The organism is Bacillus sp. T33-2 (assembly GCF_002860205.1).
GTDB lineage: Bacteria > Bacillota > Bacilli > Bacillales > Cytobacillaceae > T33-2.
Window position 1 is genome coordinate 33,037 of sequence record NZ_PGVB01000026.1, and the last position, 16,176, is coordinate 49,212.

14 protein-coding genes are annotated in these 16,176 nt (G+C 44.7%); 3 read left to right on the forward strand and 11 right to left on the reverse strand.

Annotation, left to right across the window (positions count from 1 at the left end; genetic code table 11):
- Window positions 1–12 precede the first annotated feature (12 nt).
- Window positions 13–780 (forward strand): HAD family hydrolase, encoded by a 768-nt coding sequence (locus tag CVD19_RS17330; protein WP_101583786.1) that lies wholly within the window; start codon window positions 13–15, stop codon window positions 778–780.
- A gap of 166 nt (window positions 781–946) precedes the next feature.
- Here the strand turns inward: CVD19_RS17330 and CVD19_RS17335 are convergent, their stop codons facing one another.
- From CVD19_RS17335 to CVD19_RS17345, 3 genes are read right to left on the reverse strand one after another with little or no spacing between them, the layout of a single operon-like run.
- The gene (locus tag CVD19_RS17335) at window positions 947–2,239 is read right to left on the reverse strand and encodes a YhfT family protein (RefSeq protein WP_101583788.1); all 1,293 of its coding nucleotides are present in this window, start codon (window positions 2,237–2,239) and stop codon (window positions 947–949) included.
- A gap of 5 nt (window positions 2,240–2,244) precedes the next feature.
- Window positions 2,245–2,613, reverse strand: a complete 369-nt coding sequence (locus tag CVD19_RS17340) for a DUF2620 domain-containing protein (protein ID WP_101583790.1) — start codon at window positions 2,611–2,613, stop codon at window positions 2,245–2,247.
- Window positions 2,610–2,993, reverse strand: a complete 384-nt coding sequence (locus CVD19_RS17345) for a PRD domain-containing protein (protein ID WP_101583794.1) — start codon at window positions 2,991–2,993, stop codon at window positions 2,610–2,612. The genes CVD19_RS17340 and CVD19_RS17345 overlap by 4 nt, the downstream gene beginning before the upstream one ends.
- Window positions 2,994–3,283: 290 nt before the next feature.
- Here CVD19_RS17345 and CVD19_RS17350 point away from each other — a divergent pair, with 290 nt between their 5' ends.
- On the forward strand, window positions 3,284–3,688 hold the full coding sequence (locus tag CVD19_RS17350; RefSeq protein ID WP_101583798.1) for an alpha/beta hydrolase family esterase: 405 nt from the start codon (window positions 3,284–3,286) through the stop codon (window positions 3,686–3,688).
- A gap of 174 nt (window positions 3,689–3,862) precedes the next feature.
- On the opposite strand, the gene argH is transcribed toward CVD19_RS17350, so the two are convergent.
- The 5 genes from argH to CVD19_RS17375 all read right to left on the reverse strand — a co-directional run bounded on the left by argH (window position 3,863) and on the right by CVD19_RS17375 (window position 10,936).
- Window positions 3,863–5,353 (reverse strand): argininosuccinate lyase, encoded by a 1,491-nt coding sequence (argH, locus tag CVD19_RS17355; RefSeq protein ID WP_101583800.1) that lies wholly within the window; start codon window positions 5,351–5,353, stop codon window positions 3,863–3,865.
- Between the two features lie 442 nt (window positions 5,354–5,795).
- A complete protein-coding gene (locus CVD19_RS17360; protein WP_101583802.1) occupies window positions 5,796–7,487 on the reverse strand; it encodes an ABC transporter permease in 1,692 nt (563 codons plus the stop codon).
- The gene (locus CVD19_RS17365; protein ID WP_101583805.1) at window positions 7,484–8,590 is read right to left on the reverse strand and encodes an ABC transporter ATP-binding protein; all 1,107 of its coding nucleotides are present in this window, start codon (window positions 8,588–8,590) and stop codon (window positions 7,484–7,486) included. Before CVD19_RS17365 ends, CVD19_RS17360 begins: the two co-directional genes overlap by 4 nt.
- Window positions 8,591–8,605: 15 nt before the next feature.
- Complete coding sequence (locus tag CVD19_RS17370) at window positions 8,606–9,658, reverse strand: extracellular solute-binding protein (protein ID WP_374702904.1); 1,053 nt, start codon at window positions 9,656–9,658, stop codon at window positions 8,606–8,608.
- Between the two features lie 66 nt (window positions 9,659–9,724).
- Window positions 9,725–10,936, reverse strand: coding sequence for an ROK family transcriptional regulator (locus tag CVD19_RS17375; protein WP_101583809.1), 1,212 nt, complete (start codon window positions 10,934–10,936; stop codon window positions 9,725–9,727).
- A 308-nt stretch (window positions 10,937–11,244) separates the two neighbouring features.
- Here CVD19_RS17375 and CVD19_RS17380 point away from each other — a divergent pair, with 308 nt between their 5' ends.
- Window positions 11,245–13,755 carry an NEW3 domain-containing protein gene (locus CVD19_RS17380; RefSeq protein WP_257985181.1) on the forward strand — a complete coding sequence of 837 codons (2,511 nt, stop codon included), beginning with the start codon at window positions 11,245–11,247 and terminating at the stop codon, window positions 13,753–13,755.
- A gap of 163 nt (window positions 13,756–13,918) precedes the next feature.
- Here CVD19_RS17380 and CVD19_RS17385 read toward each other — a convergent pair whose 3' ends face one another.
- Genes CVD19_RS17385 through CVD19_RS17395 form a run of 3 tightly spaced genes read right to left on the reverse strand, consistent with a single transcriptional unit; the run spans window position 13,919 to window position 15,903 of the window.
- Window positions 13,919–14,404 (reverse strand): CD3072 family TudS-related putative desulfidase, encoded by a 486-nt coding sequence (locus CVD19_RS17385; RefSeq protein ID WP_101583811.1) that lies wholly within the window; start codon window positions 14,402–14,404, stop codon window positions 13,919–13,921.
- Entirely contained in the window at window positions 14,394–14,969 is a 576-nt protein-coding gene (locus tag CVD19_RS17390) for a CD3073 family putative ECF transporter S component (RefSeq protein WP_101583813.1), read from the reverse strand. The genes CVD19_RS17385 and CVD19_RS17390 overlap by 11 nt, the downstream gene beginning before the upstream one ends.
- 40 nt (window positions 14,970–15,009) lie before the next feature.
- Window positions 15,010–15,903 (reverse strand): selenium metabolism-associated LysR family transcriptional regulator, encoded by an 894-nt coding sequence (locus CVD19_RS17395; RefSeq protein ID WP_101583815.1) that lies wholly within the window; start codon window positions 15,901–15,903, stop codon window positions 15,010–15,012.
- Window positions 15,904–16,176 lie beyond the last annotated feature (273 nt).

The window sequence follows — 16,176 nt, forward strand, 5'->3', positions numbered from 1 at the left end:
GGGTGATGTTCGATGTATCGAATGGTTTTTCTTGATATCGATGGCACGATTCTAAACACAAGAGAAGAGATGGATGAAAAGCTTATCACCGCCATTGGAGAACTCCAGCAACGAGGGATATTAGTCGGGCTTGCCACTGGACGTTCTTTCGACGCCTCAATTATATACGGCGAGAAATTTGGCTGCTCAATGTATGTCACCTATAATGGTGGTTACGTCATTCACAACAAAAAAGTCATTCACGATGTCAAAATACCTGCGGCGCTGGCATATGAACTTTGCCGCAAAACAGATGAACTGAAAGGGACTTATATACATTTCGCTGATCGCCAGTCAGTTTCCAATCACCCGCCCCGGGGCATCGAGTATCTACTCCCGAACGCAAAAAAAGCAGATATTGATCATACAAACCGGGATGCCCACCGTCTAGTCGTTTATCTCAATGCTGATGACAGGGCGGCTCTTCAAACGGATATTAGCGGGGCTGCCGTCTTTGATGAGGGTGACCGTCTGGAAGTCTTTTCAACGAAGTCAAAATGGTCAGGAATCCTTCCCTTGATCACTGAATTGGGTATCTTACCGGAGGAGGTCGTCACAATCGGCAATGGCACCAATGATATCGGCATGCTGTCATCAGCAGGTCTGGGGATCGCGATGCGGAATTCACCTGACTGTGTAAAGGAAAGCGCCGATTGGGTGACTGAAGATAACGACAATCATGGGGTAGTTTTGGCATTAAATAAGGTATTTAATTTAAACAATGATTTAGTCTCACGATAACGCAGCAGCTGAGATTTCGTAAGAAAAATATGCAAGCGCAACTTCAACAAGTTACGCTTGTTTCGCATAGCAGTGCGATACAACTTCTGGTTTTACCAGTGCAAAGGTAATCAAGATCTATTCGATCAAGCAGTATCGGCGGCAGATGGCGTGCTACACAACATTATTATTTCGGGATCGACATGATTCCCATGGCGACCAGAATATTGGCAATGATGCCGACCGCTATCGCCCCGACAGGCCCGACAGCGATACGGACAATCGGGCGTCCTGCAGCTTCATTCAACAAATACGTACCTGCTATGAAAAAGAACCCGAACCCGGGGGCAATCGCGTTGGCAGCATTGGCACCACCAATCAGAAGTGCCACTTCTAAAAGCTTTGTCATTGCGTTGCGTATATTTTCACCGGAATTGCGCACACCCGGATATTTATCCAGGAACCTCGCAATGGAGCTCAGGAGCATGACTTCGGCAAAAATGATAATGATTCCGCCAATCAAAGCCACCCACACATTGGGCGACAGCAAGCCGACAACGAAAATCAACGTAAAGCCGACCGGGCTGTAGACGCCAGTCGCAATAGCGGTACTGGCAACAAGGGGAATAAAGCCAAGGGCGCGGGCTGCGGCGGCGATGCCGGCATCTGTTCCTTTGTCCTCGGCCAGCAGGTTAAGGGAAATAGGGTCCCCGGCCATGATTGCCAGGTTGGTGGCAGCTGCGATCAGGCCGCCAATGACCATAAAGAAGGCCACATTCTTCTTGATTTTTGTTACTTTGCCACTGAACACTGCTGCTAAATCAATGGATGGGCCATCTTCACGTTTTTCCTTTATGGCGAAAAATAATAAAAAGATCATTCCAGTAATTAGGGCCATGCCTTCCTGGTTCAGGGTAACCGCAGTGTCAGAAAAGGTCAGCGCCTTGCTCTCGTTCAGCCATACAGCCAGTTGGCGGATAAGTGCAGACACGATAAAGGTGAGGATTCCCTTTTTTATACTGAACTGCAGGGCAACAGCCAAGGCCGGAAAAGCCATAAAAGTGACGACGACGGGAGCCCCCACCTGTCCCAAAGCATCCATAAAATTTAACGGAAGCCGTTCAAACAATTTTACAAAACCTTCAAGGCCTACAAGCAACCCGGCTCCATAGGATCCGCCAATCAAGGCTGCCAAAGGTGTGCCCCATTTACTTTTCGGGGTGATCAGCCCAATTATGTCCGTTCCGAGCAGGATACTGTGCACCAGAATGATGCTCGCTGATAAGGTGAAAGGTATCCCGAATCCAATCACGAGCCCGAAGCTCATAGCAAATGCGGTAAACGCCAAGTCCCGCCGGTTCAGCCTGCCCTCTGCATGTTCTGATACAATCGGGCGGAGACCATCATTGAACACCGCGATATTCATATTTGCAAGAACAGCGGCCACAGCCCCAATCAACACAATCAGCGTCATTTCCATCTCTGTTACCCCCTGTTATTTAATGTTTTGATAGCGGTTAAAATCAGCGGGACAGCCACATCTTTATGGTCACCCGTGAATCCGAATGCCTTTTTCCCCTCATTGACAGCGCTTACAATTTTTGATTCAACAGGTTTCTTTCCAGGCATGGACACTGTTTCGCAGTTTTGTTTGCCAAGAATGGCTATGGCCATGGCCAACGCTCCGCCTCCGCCAGTCGAACACGCACCAAAATAATAATCCGCCTGTCCCATTTTAATCGCCATTGCAGCGTCCAAATCTGATTTGATCACCGTGGAAATGCTGCTGTCAAACTGTTTAATTAAGCTTTCAATCTCTTTTTTGTCAACCTGCCCGCCAATCACTATTTTCATATTTTCTTATGTCCTCCTCGATTTTGTTTAAAAACATTTGTGTAATGGATCAGTAAATAACCAATTTCCCCATCCGGCAGTGGATATCCATGCAGACTTTCAATATGTTTAATTTCCTTGAGCACCAGAGGATAATAGTCGGTTTGCGGTATCTCTTTAAGAAGTTCAGGCATTGGCGCTTCGATATCTTCCCCCCTTTCAATCCTGGTGATGGCACATGGCAAATGGGTAAACAGCATTTCCGCGCTTTGGATATCATCGGTTCCCAGTATCAGCTGCATCTGTTGAAAAGCCTTTAACGTAAGGTCAGCCGAGCGGTGTGAAATCACATTTGATTGTGTCAGCAATGATAACCGTTCTCTTAATTCGGTAATGTTCATAAAATCCTCCAGCAGAATACCATATTTAGTATATTAAGAGTGAAGAAAAACTAGAACCTCATTCCTTTTTCCTTCCATGACTAGCTGCGTGGTTCTATTAAGGATGTTTTATGCTATGGCGTGACGCTGCGTCTTGGGATCGCTCAATCACTGCCCGACAATAACATACAAAATTCTTACATTATTAGTTTAACTTTTACAATTTTAGAGTTCAATAGGATGATTGATGTAACTTGATTGTAACTGCGACAGGTATTGTTAGAGGTAATTAATGCATAGGAGGTTGTTTCATGCGGAAGCTGCGCTTTATATTGGCTGTCATGTTTTTGTTTGCGATGCCTGTAAATCTGGTTGCGGCTGAGAACGATGCAGCAGTAAGAGGCTCATTCACAAATGAAGATGGTACACGTCCTTACGAGTTTTTTATCCCGGTGAAAATCAATAAGAAAGCCCCTTTAGTGGTCATGCTGCATGGCTGCACCCAAAATGCACAGGATTTTGCAGCTGGAACAGAGATGAACCAGCTTGCGAAAAAGCATGGCTTTTTTGTACTATACCCGGAACAATCCGCAGATTACAATGCCAACAAGTGCTGGAACTGGTTCGAGGAAATCAGCATGCTGTCGGCCATCAATTCAATTTATCTCGTCTATTCAGCTTTCCTGAATAGTTTTGGGAATGAAAAGAAAGCATGATTACCGCTGCTTTGAGTCAGAAAAGCATTAATCAAAGGTTTGATTAATTGCCGCTTTTAACTGCTGTAACTGGAATTTAAAAAAGCCACCCTCATCTCATGAAATGTAGGGTGGCATTGTTATTTTCTTTTCTAAAATCGAAATATCTTTTGTTATAGCAAGCCGTGTGAGCTTTTAAAAACTGTATTCGAGCAATTGTTTCCTCCTGTTATTCAATTTATCGACAGTTAATTCGTATTCCTCAAGCTGCCGGAGCAGCGTTTGCTTTCTTTCGCCAATCATTCTTTTAACTTCTTTCGGGCTTGGGCCGCCCTGGATGCTCCTGATCTCAACGAAGTATTCTGGTGAGATGATTTTTTTCCATTCTTCTTCTGATAGGGATACCTCGACGAATTCTTTTATCATCGTATTAATCTCGTCTATCTCCCAGTCATATAATTCTTTTTGCTCTTTGATCGTTCTTTTTGAGATGTGGCTGGCAATGGAGTGTGCTTTTCTAAACGAGATTCCATAATCTCTTGACAGGGTATCTGCCAGCTCGGTAATCGTAATACTCGATTTTGCCGCCATTTTCTTTGTGTGCTCATCATTTACATTCAAGGTGGCGATCACAGCATACATAAGCTTCATTACACGGTTTGCATTATTGAAAGCCCGGTATAAATGGGGCTGCAGATCATCCTCCGTATCGACGATGTCACCAAACGGAGTATTGTGAACCATATTCATGGCAGCCAAGGCATCCCCATACGCGCTGCTGGCTATCGAGCGTGAATGTTCGATTGACACCGGATTTCTCTTCTGCGGCATGATGCTGCTGCACTGTACATATGGGTCTGCAACATAAAAAGTTCCGAATTCCCTTGTCACATGCTGCAGGAAATCCTGGATCCATCTTCCTGTATTGACCATACAGGTCATCAGCGCTGTAGAGGTCTCCAGTAAATAATCGGCACCCGCGATAGAGTCATACGAATTCTCAATCAGTTTATCAAAACCCAATAATTCGCATGTCCGGTTGCGGCTGATTGGAAAACCCGTTGTGGTGAGTGCAGCCGCCCCCAGGGATGACTGATTGACAGTTTCATAGGCAGACCATAAGCGCGTGATGTCCCTTTGCAAAACGTCATAAATAGCAAGGAAATAATGCCCCAACGTCGTCGGCTGTGCCGGTTGAGTATGGGTATAACCCGTAATATAGGTTTCCGTGTGCCGCTCTGATTGCATGAGCAACGCTTCGCTTAATTGATATGAACTTTTTAGGAGGCTCAAGAGATGTCCCCTCAGCACCAGCCGGTACATGGCGATGCCCATATCATTCCGGCTGCGGCCGATATGTATTTTCCCAGCCAATTCAGCGCCGATTTCTTCACCAATTTTAGCCTCCATCATGAAAAACAGATCTTCAAATTGAGGCTGATAAGCTAACGAAGCGATTTCCGTTTTCGCAACCTTATTAATGCCCTCCAGCATAACCTTTGCTTCGTCTTCCCGGATGATTTTTTGCTCAGCCAGCATGATCACATGCGCGCGATGGATATCAAACATGACATCGAACAGGTAATCCCGCTGGTCATTAAATACAGGCATTAACAGCTCTTCCACGTAGGTTTTGCCAGGAAAAGCGATTCCTTCATTCTTGATAAAATCCTCTAGCTTGCTCATTTTTTTCAGCTCCGATTTTTCCTTTGATTGGGCGTTGTTCCTGTTCAGACACGCAGTGTGCGGTTAACGATAATTCACCGCATAATTGTTCTATACAGGGACTATTTTTTTGACATTTCGCCATATAATTTCATGGCAAGAACCTTATTTCGATATTTCGGCGCATAATTTCTAGGTAAGTGCATTCTTTTTTTGTGGGAAGTACGATTTATTCCCTGTAAGTGTGAATTTATTCCCGATAAGTGCAATTATAATCCCAGTAAGTGCAATTATAATCCCGGTAAGTCCGATTATATTCCCAGTACGTGTAAAAAATTTCCAACCGGACCCTATCTTTTTTAAAACGAGGGACCAAACCTAACCCAATCGATACGAAACAAAGACCTGGATCCGACCCTGTCCCTTTCCGGTCCTGGCGATACGCAAAACACCTCATTATACTCTAAGATAAAGACTGCTCAGCTTTAACCCCAAAAAACTTATTTGAGATGAACAGGACAACGGCAATCAAGGCGATCTGGATCATCCCGTAGGCAGCTGCCTGGCCCATGTTGAACATCCTGAGCTGGTTCATGATCTCGATCGAAATTGGGCGGTTGGAGATGGTGTACAGTAACACCGAGGTCGGAAATTCCCCGACCGATTCAACGAAAGCAAGCAGTGTTCCCGCTAACACACCAGGCATGATGATTGGCAGGATAACTTTCCTGAACGTATAGAACCATTTGGCCCCCAGGCTTCTCGATGCTTCTTCGATTGAATCATCCAGCTGCTCCAGGACGGCATTTGTCGATCTTACCACTAATGGAATGTGTCGGATAAAGTAAGCCAGGGGCAATATCCAGAATGTCCCGACGAGAATGTTTCCAAAGGAAAAAACGTTAGGCTCATTAAACGCGAAAATAAGGTTCATCCCGATAACTGTGGCAGGCAATGCCCAAGGAATCATGACCAGGATGTCAACGAAATTCTTGCCGATGAATTTCCGTTTCACCAGCACATAAGACGTTAAAACACCGAAAACCAAGTTGCCCGCTGTAGCAATAAAGGACAATAGCAAACTATTTTTTAACGGTTTAAATATATTCGGATCCTCAAACAACAACCGGTAGTTTTCAAAGTTGAAAACGGTCGGATAGGTCTGCCATGTCCATGTCCCGTCCGGCACCAATGACAGCAGCAGTATCGTGAAGTGCGGCAGCAGCAAAATAACTACACCAATGATCCCTGTCAATACCAGTACCCATTTCAAGACAGGGTTTTTCACCTCGCTGCGGTGGGCCCCGATACCTTTTGAAGCCATACGGTAATCCTTCCGGTTTTGATACCAGCGCATAAATAACAGGAATGCGATCGAAACAACCGAAAGGATGACGGATTGCGTCGCGGCAACCTCCATATCCCCATTAATCTTCGAAAAGTAGATTTGCAGGCTTAACACCCGGTACCCGCCGGCGAGCAAAAACGGGGCGCTGAACGAGGCCATCGAGATCATGAACACCAGCAGGGACGCGGCAACAATTGCCGGGGTCAAAAGCGGGAACGTCACTTTCCAGAAGACTTTTGAACGGCTGGCTCCCAAATTGTATGCAGCTTCCTCGAGTGACGGGTCAATTTTGTTAATTGCCGACGACACTGTCATATAAAAATAAACATACATCGTATATGCGTGCACGATCAGGATTCCGGATACCCCGCCAATTTTAAAAGGAACCTTCTCAAGGCCAAATAAATCCTTTATTGCATTTGGTACAAGCCCTGTTTCTCCATATAAAAACATGAACGACATGACTCCGACCAGTGATGGAAGAACAATAGGCATGATCGCCGCTGTTGAAAAAAAGCTTCGTCCCGGAAAATCATACCGGTTAAAAATAAACGCGAGCGGAATGCCGATCAGGGCACTGACGATCACACTTAAAACTGAAATATAAACAGAATTCCATAATGCCTGCAGGTTCGTTTTCGATTCCTGGCTGAAGAAATCCTGATAATTCCCAAAGTTTATCGATCCGTCTTTATGCAGGCTTTCTATAAAGGTCCTCAATGATGGATAAAGCACATAGGCAACCAATACTAAAAGCACAGGTATCAGCAGCAGGATCGTGAATCTGGTGTCACGGTTTTTTATCATGTGATATCACCACTCACTACTGGAATTACACGGATCTGATCTTCAGGCAGCTCGACCCACACCTCGGTTCCTTCTTTCATATTGCTGAACCTGACATTATTTAACAGTCTCACCTGCAGGAGCTGCCCGCTGACAGTAACCGTTACATTGATGACAGAGCCGAAGAATTCGACTTCTTCTATTTTCCCGCTAAAAATGTTTGGCCCTTCCAGAGGCTTTTCCAGAAGCTTGATCGCTTCCGGGCGAATGGAAAGAACAAGGTTGCCTTGATTTTCCGGGTTATAGTTAAACCGGTCATTATGTACAACAATATTTTTTGTTTCAGAGCCAAACTGAGCCGCTGCATGCACGTGATTTTGCTCTGTTTTGCCGATTGTTGCCGGCAATAGGTTAATCTCGCCGATAAAGCCAGCGACAAAGTCGTTGGCCGGTTCATTGTAGATTTCTGAAGGCGTACCGACCTGGTGGCAAACACCGAAATTAAAAACGGCAATTCTGTCACTCATTGACAAAGCTTCTTCTTGGTCATGGGTTACATAAATGGTGGTAATCTTGTATTCCTGCTGGAGCCTTAATATTTCGCTTCTCATCTCATCGCGGAGCTTTGCATCCAGGTTGCTCAACGGTTCATCAAGGAGAAGGATTTCCGGTTCTATTACCAATGCCCTTGCAAGTGCGACACGCTGCTGCTGGCCTCCGCTTAACTGGCTCACCTGACGTTCTGAGTATTTGTCCAGCCTTACCTTGCGAAGCACATCCTGGACCCTGGTTTTCAATTCGCTAGAGGAGATTTTCCTTACCTTTAGTCCGAAGGCTACATTTTCAAATACCGTCATGTGAGGAAAAAGGGCATAGTTTTGAAAAACCATGCCCGTATTTCTTTTTTCCGGAGGTACACGCGTCATATCCTTGTCGCCAAACCGCACAATTCCTTTGGTGGGATAATAAAATCCGGCGATCATCCGGAGGGTTGTGGTCTTGCCGCATCCGCTCGGACCAAGGAAAGTAAAAAATTCTCCATCCTTTATTTCCAGGTCTAAATGATCTACTGCAATTACTTTCCCAAAGGCTTTTTGGACATTTTCAATCTTAATCGACGCCATACCAACTACACTTCCCTATTGTTTAATTTCTTTCTCTCCACTTTTGATGTTCTCGTCCCAATGCTTCATCCAGCCATCGCTTTCCTTCTGGAATACTTTCCAGTCGATGTCCATAGGTTTAATCTCTGTATCTGTAATCCATTTCGGCAGGTCTTTTACATCGGTTCTGGTCGGTATCCGGTAAAATTCTTCGGCTAATTGTTTTGCAGCCTCAGGAGTGTTAACAAATTCATAGAAGGCTTCTGCCGCTTTCGGATGGGGCGCACCCTTCACCACAGCAATACCCTCTGTTAATACTGGTGTACCGCTCTCAGGAATAATAAATTCAAATGGATAGTTTTTATTTTCCTTGAGCATAACAACGTCCGGCATCGCCCAAACAGATAGAATACCTTCCCCTTTGGCAACCTTGTTGTACATCATTTCCGGATTAGCCGAGTATTCTTTTGTGTTGGCATCAAGCTTTTCCAGCCATTCGTATCCCTTGGCCGGATCACCTGAATCTTTGAAATCACGGTAGATCATCGCAGAAAAGATCGTTCTCATCGTTCCAGAAGCAAGCGGATAGCGGATAATGATTTTATCCTTCCATTTTGGATCTAACAGCTCATCCCAGTCTTTAGGTGCATCCTCTTTTTTAAGCTCTTTACTGTTATACATGATGACCTCGGGAGTCTGGCTCGTTCCGGACCAGTTCCAATCCGGATCATGGAAGCCCTCGTCAAGGCTCTTTGAATAGGTTGGTTCATAAGGTTCGAGCAGCCCTTCATCCTTAGCCTGGTCGAAGTTTACGGAAGGTGCTCCCCACCAGACATCTGCCTGAGGATTGTTCTTTTCTGAGCGGATTCGGTCAAGGACTTCCTGCGAACCCATATCGAGCCACTCGACATCAACACCGGGATTTTTCTCTTCAAACTGTGCTTCAAATTTTGACAGGATGTCTTTGCCATGTGGTGAATAAACAACAATTTTCTCTTCAAGTTTTGCTTCTTTCTTTTCTGCCGGTTCCCCTGAAGTTTTAGTAGAGCCTGATCCTTCATCCGAACCGCCGCACGCTGATAGCAGCATGGCAGCGGATAAGGTTAATGCCGTCAGTACTGATACTTTTTTCTTTTTCACAATAAAGCCCCCTCGTTAAGAAAATTTAAAAATACTTTCATGCTCCCTCAAAAACAGTGAAACAGCACCCAGGACCCCTGCGTTTTCTCCTAATTGTGAGATTTTCAATTCTACTGAACTCGGAAGATATTGAGTCACGACTTCTCTCAATTTAGGTAAAATCAGTTCAGAAGACTTTAAAACACCACCTCCCAAAATAATGACCTCCGGATTTAATAAACTGGCTGCATTGATAATTCCGTAAGCTAAATGCTCGATTGCTTCGTCAACCACTTTCAGGGCAATTTTGTCTCCATGTTTCGCGAGCCTGAACGCCATTTCTCCAGGCAGCTCCGAGTCGTGTGCTTGTTTATGATAAGGGTGGTCTGGCTCTTGCTGGATTAATTTTGTCAATTTGCCGCCAATGGCTTTTCCACCGGCGACACTTTCCAAATAACCATATCGGTGAAAGATGGGCTTGAATTCATTTTTGATATCGTTTATGTCTGTAACCATGTACCCCATTTCACCCGCAGCGCTGGAAGATCCTCTGTACAGCTGGTTATGTATGATAATTCCACTGCCAATCCCTGTACCGACCGCAATGAATAAGACATTTTCCTTATTTTTCGCATTGCCCAGCCATTGTTCTCCAAGCGCCGCTACATTGACATCATTATCTACATAGACCGGATAAGGAAAATGCCGTGCTGCCTCAGTAATGAAAGGATAACGGATCCAATTTAAACTTGGCGCTTCCATGACTACTCCGCAAGTTGTGTCTGTAATGCCAGGAACGCCGGCTCCCATCCCAAGGATTTTTCCAGCATCAATCCCAGCCTTTTGCACCATGCAGCCGATTTCTTTTGAGATTTGTTTTAATAAGCCTGATTGTAAATACTGGTTCGTTTTGAAGCTGCTTGAGGCGACAATATTTCCACATAGATCAGATATCACTGTTTTTACTTTAGTACCGCCGATATCAGTGCCTATCAAATAGGCAGCTGTTTCATTAAAATAAAGCTGTATCGGCCTCCGCCCCCCTTGCGACGAGGATTCCCCAATTCCTTTTTCAAAGATCCATTTTTCCGAAATCAGTTCATCAACCAATAACGATACCGTCGGTTTGCTGACACTGATCTTTACAGCAATCTCCGCCCTTGAAATTGGTGAATTTTCCAATACACATTTAAGCACTCTTTTTTTGTTGATTGACTTCATTTGCTTAGCAGTATTTTTAGAATTCATTTCATCACGGCCTTATAGTTTGGTTAGTAAATTTTACTAATTAACTAAACTATAACCCAACAAGTAACCGTTTACAAGAATTATTATTTTAAATTTTATGATAATTTTATAATTGTATTCTCTAGGCTAATAATACCATTTTTAATTTTCTGAATAAATAGATATTTACATTTTTATTTTCTCATGTTATTGATTAGTTGAGAGTTTTTCTGCCGTTAGTTAGGTAGATTAACTAACCTGATGGCAAATGCGGAAAGGAGGGTAAGTACAACGGTTCTTAAACTCAAAAATGAAAGGGGTTACAAATCTTGAAAAAATATTTCAGTGGATTGCTCTCTATTCTATTGATTGTTTCGCTCCTGCCAGTGGCTGGAATGGCCACCGAAGCCCAGGAGCCGGATGTTGATCTTTGGAATGCAGTAAAGCCTCTCGACACCACCGTTACCTTCTTGAATACAGGCGCGCATCCTGATGATGAGCGAAGTGATTTCCTCGCGTATTTATCAAGGGGGCTTGGCGTAAAGACTTCAAGCTTGATCGCCAACCGCGGGGAAGGCGGGCAAAATGAAATTGGGCATGAATTAGATAACGCACTTGGAATCATCCGGTCCAGGGAAATGATTGAGGCTGCCAAGATTACCGGTGTAAAAGCCTATCACTTAAGCGAAACGACCTCAGACCCTATATACGATTTCGGTTTTTCAAAAACCCCTGAAGAAACGTTGCAAAAATGGGGCGAAGATCTGACGTATGAACGGCTGATCCGCTTCATTCGTACTTACCAGCCTGATATTCTGATGCCTTCATTCAGAAATGACCATACCCAGCACGGCCACCACCGCGCAATGGAAATCCTCAGTGAACGGGCATTTAAAGATGCAGGCGACCCGAATGTTTATCCTGAGCAATTGAAACAAGGGCTATCTGTCTGGCAGGTTAAAAAGATATTCCTGCCTGCGGAATCAAAGGATACTGCGACTACCTCTATTGAAATCGGAATGTATGACCCCATCTATAAAATGACCTACCCGCAGCTTGGGGAACAATCCCGTTATATGCACAAAAGCCAGGGAATGGGCGCTGATATCCCTGCCGCCCCAAGACAGGTCCACCTGGAATTGCTGGACAGTGCGGTTGATACAACAGGCAGCTTCGAACTTTTCGCCGGGGTTCCATATGATTTTAACGAGTGGGCCCAAGCACTGCCGAAAAATGAAAATGACTTGAAAAAGCAGTTTAGCAAACTCCAGGCCGATTTAGACTCGATTATTTCATCTTACCCTAACAACGATTCAGTCTTCGAAAAATCCCAGAAGGCATTGAAGGATGTCAGGAACCTGCTGAAGAAAACAAAAAGAGCATCGCTGGATTCTCAATTAAAAGCGGATTTGCTCCATAAGCTTTCCATTAAGGAAGAGCAATTACAAACAGCCAGCACTGAATCTTCAGAACTTGAGGTTTCGGCTGCTATAGCATCTAATATTCTTACAAAAGGTGAAACAACGACAGTTGAAGTACAGCTGAAAAATAATGGGGATGACAGCCTTCGCAACACAGCCGTGGAATTATCCGTTCCGGATGGCTGGAGAGTTGCCACGAAAGATCGTGTAAAAAAACTGGCTCCGGGAGAATCTGCAACTCTGTTATATTTTGTAGAGGTTCCAAAGAATGCTGACTATTACCACGCATACAAAGAACCAGTCATCCAGGCCCAAGTGCAATTTGAATCTCAAGGTGTGAAAACGAGCCTGGTTGAAGAAATTGACGGAACCGTAGCCGTCCTTCCCGATGTTGGCCTGACGTTGTCACCTGAAGACATTGTCGTGAATACGGCAGATGTCCAAAAAGAAATTCCTGTTTCTGTAAAGGTGAAAAACTATCGGAAAGGAAAAACCCAATCGTCCGTTTCGTTAAACATTCCAGATGGATGGGGAGTTTCTCCAGCAAATGCTGTTGTCCAGTTCAACAATCGGCAGGAAGAAAAAGAGGTGTCTTTCACGCTGACGCCGCCTGCCGACATTAAAGCAGGAAACTTTAAAATTGCAGCATTGGCAACAGTGAATGGTAAAACCTATGCCTCAACGATTCAGGAAATCAGTTACCAGCATATCGGAAACTTCTATTATCAGTACCCTGCGGAAGTGAATGGCGTTGCATTTGAACTTCTAAAAGATGAAAACCTGAAGATTGGCTATATTGACAGCGGCTTTGACAAAGTCGCAGATTACCTTGCCAATACAGGCCTGAAAATCACGAAGCTGACTGAAGCCGATTTGGCCACAGGGGATTTGGGCCAATACGATACGATTGTTACAGGGATCCGTGCGTACTTATCCCGTGCAGACTTGTTGAAGCATAACGCCCGCCTCCATCAATATGTTGAAAATGGCGGACATTTGGTCGTCCAGTACCACAAACCGAGTGACGGCTGGAACGCTCAAACAACCGCTCCATACCCGTTGACAATCGGCAATCCGTCCATCCGTTGGAGAGTTACAGACGAAAACGCCAAGGTCACTGTGTTAAAGCCGGAATCCCCTCTGTTCAATTATCCAAATAAAATTACCGATAGCGACTGGGATAACTGGGTGCAGGAAAGAGGGCTGTATTACCCGATGAAGTGGGACAGCAACTATGAAACCTTCGTCAGCATGGCTGACCCGAATGAGGCTCCATTCGATGGGGGCATCCTGATGGCCAAACACGGCAAGGGAACCTACCTCTATACAAACCTTGTATTCTACCGGCAGATTCAAGGACAGGTGCCCGGCGGATACAGGATCTTTACGAACTTAATCAGCTACGGGGCACAGAACTAAACAACCCACAAAAAAACAGGGTCCTCCAAGCACTAGCTTGCCGGGACCCTGTTTTTTGAGAAAAAACTTTAATCTAAACGTTTATTTGTAATCCAAATCGCCAGGCTTTTCGCTGTATTTAATCAAACGTTTGATTAATAATCTCAGGATTTTCGCGGGACAGCTATTCATGAGATTTCTTACCTGCACCCACGAAATGTTCATCACCGTTAAATACTGGCTCACTGCTGTTTGGCAAATACCAAAGTGTGCTGAGTGGTATTCCCTTTTCAGCGAACATTGCTGTCAGTTCTTCAATAAACACGCCGCGGGTGGGATCGCATGATGGACTGCTTTGGATGCCGAGCATCCCTGTAATTTCGAAATTGTGCTTGATATATTCTTCCGCCTGATGCAAAACGGGTTTTAAAATTTCCCTGCAATGGCCGCGGTATTCCGGGGTATTGTATTCTTCGTACGTCATTGGCGGACGGTCCAATCCCAGAAAGGTGAATTCCGGACATGGCAGCTGAAGGATGCCAAAGCCCTGTTTCGTGGCCCAGTCTGTCGCAGACAGCACTGCTCCCTCGGCTCTTGCTTCATTTTCGATAACTGTATTCTGGTTCAAAATGCAATGGGATACGAGGAGGATTCTTTTTTTACGCTGCATGTTTGTGTTCCCTCCGGAATATTTTACCCAGGTTAGGAAGACGGGTAATCAGGAACACCACGAGAAAGCATGTGACAATTTTATCAACAAAATTTCCTGTGATCCTTGAGATGAAGGTTGAGGCAAACACACCTTCCCCGGTGGCTCTTAACCACAGGACGACCAGGTCCATGCCGCTGGCATTTAATCCACCGAAGACTGCGACAGCAATGGGTGTTCCGATTAGCGGGGCGACGATTGACAATATGATTCCAGTTGAAAGGGCAACATACCATTTTGCAAAATTAAACTTTCGGCCCATGAATCCTGCGACCAGCGCAATGGCTATGTTTACGAGCCCGAAGAAAATCGCAGTAGGTCCAGTGGTCGCACCAAGTACAACATTGGTTAGTGCACCTGTCAACGCTCCCCACCAGGGCCCGAATAATACGGCGACTAGCACGGTTCCTATCGTATCAAGAAATAGCAGGGGGATTTTCAAAGAGGAAACAACCGTGCCCAAAATAACATTAAGCGCAATTCCCATCGCCGAATAAGTGAGAATGCTTGTTTTACTCGTTTTCATAAAATTTCTGCCTCCTTTATTATCAAAAGCTAATATGCTTTTAATCCTGTTTTGAAGCCTCTATCAGTTCGGCAAATTCTTTAACGATTGGCCGTTTTTCCGTTCCTTTCAAACTAGTAAAATAAAAGGTTCTCTGAAAAGGCTCAAATTTATCGATGATTTTTATCCGGCCCGCCTTTACTGCGTGATTTGCTGCAAGTTTCGATACACAGCTGATGCCGAGCCCTGCTTCAACAGAAGCAATTAACGCCTCTGTACTCCCGACCGAAGCGACCGTATGTAACTCAGACAAGCGAACCCCGTGCAGGGACAAGTAATCATCCATGACTTTTCTCGTTCCGGAGCCTTCCTCCCGCAATACAAATTCGTATTGTTTTACTTCACTGAAATCAAGGTGGTCCGCATTAGCTAAAGGATGGCCATCTGGTGCAATCAGGACGAGGGAATCTGAAGCAACCGGATAGTGTTTGATTTTCTCTGAATCCGGCTGTAAACCGATAAAGCCAACATCAATCTGGTGATCCAGCAGTTTAGCAAGAATTTCTTTGGAATCACCGATTTCTACTTTTACTTCAACTTTTGGGTAGAGGCGGCGGAATTGCCTCATCCAGTGCGGGACGATGTATGTACCGGGAATGGTGCTGGCGCCGATTGTAAGTGTTCCTGTCAGATTGTCATGGAAACCGTGCAGTTCCTCCGCCAATCTGTTCCATCTTTTGATCATTTCTTTAGCCGCTTGATAAACAGAAATTCCCGCAGGAGTAGGCTGGATTCCCGACAACGATCTATCCAGAAGCTCCAGGCCCAGATCCTCTTCCAGGCTCTTTATCTGCAGGCTTATCGCCGGCTGGGAACATTTTAATTTAGCAGCGGCTTCCGAAAAGCTTTTCTTTTCCACCACGAATATGAAAGCTTCAAGTTTCTTTAGATTCATAGAGCAAGCCTCGCTTGTATTTTATGTATTAAAAAATGTTATAGACCAAATAAGTTTTACTTATAACGTGATCAAAATAAAAATCACGATCCCCATAACCGTGATTATATAGAACAATTATAATTTAACTGGATTATTTTGTAAATGGTTTTTCAAAACAATTTACGGTTCTATATACAATAGGAAACATAAGGTTGTCGGCCGATGTGGAGGTAATTCTTACTAATACTTCCCTCAATATTAAGCTAAAAGGGAGCAATGGTAGCATGGAGT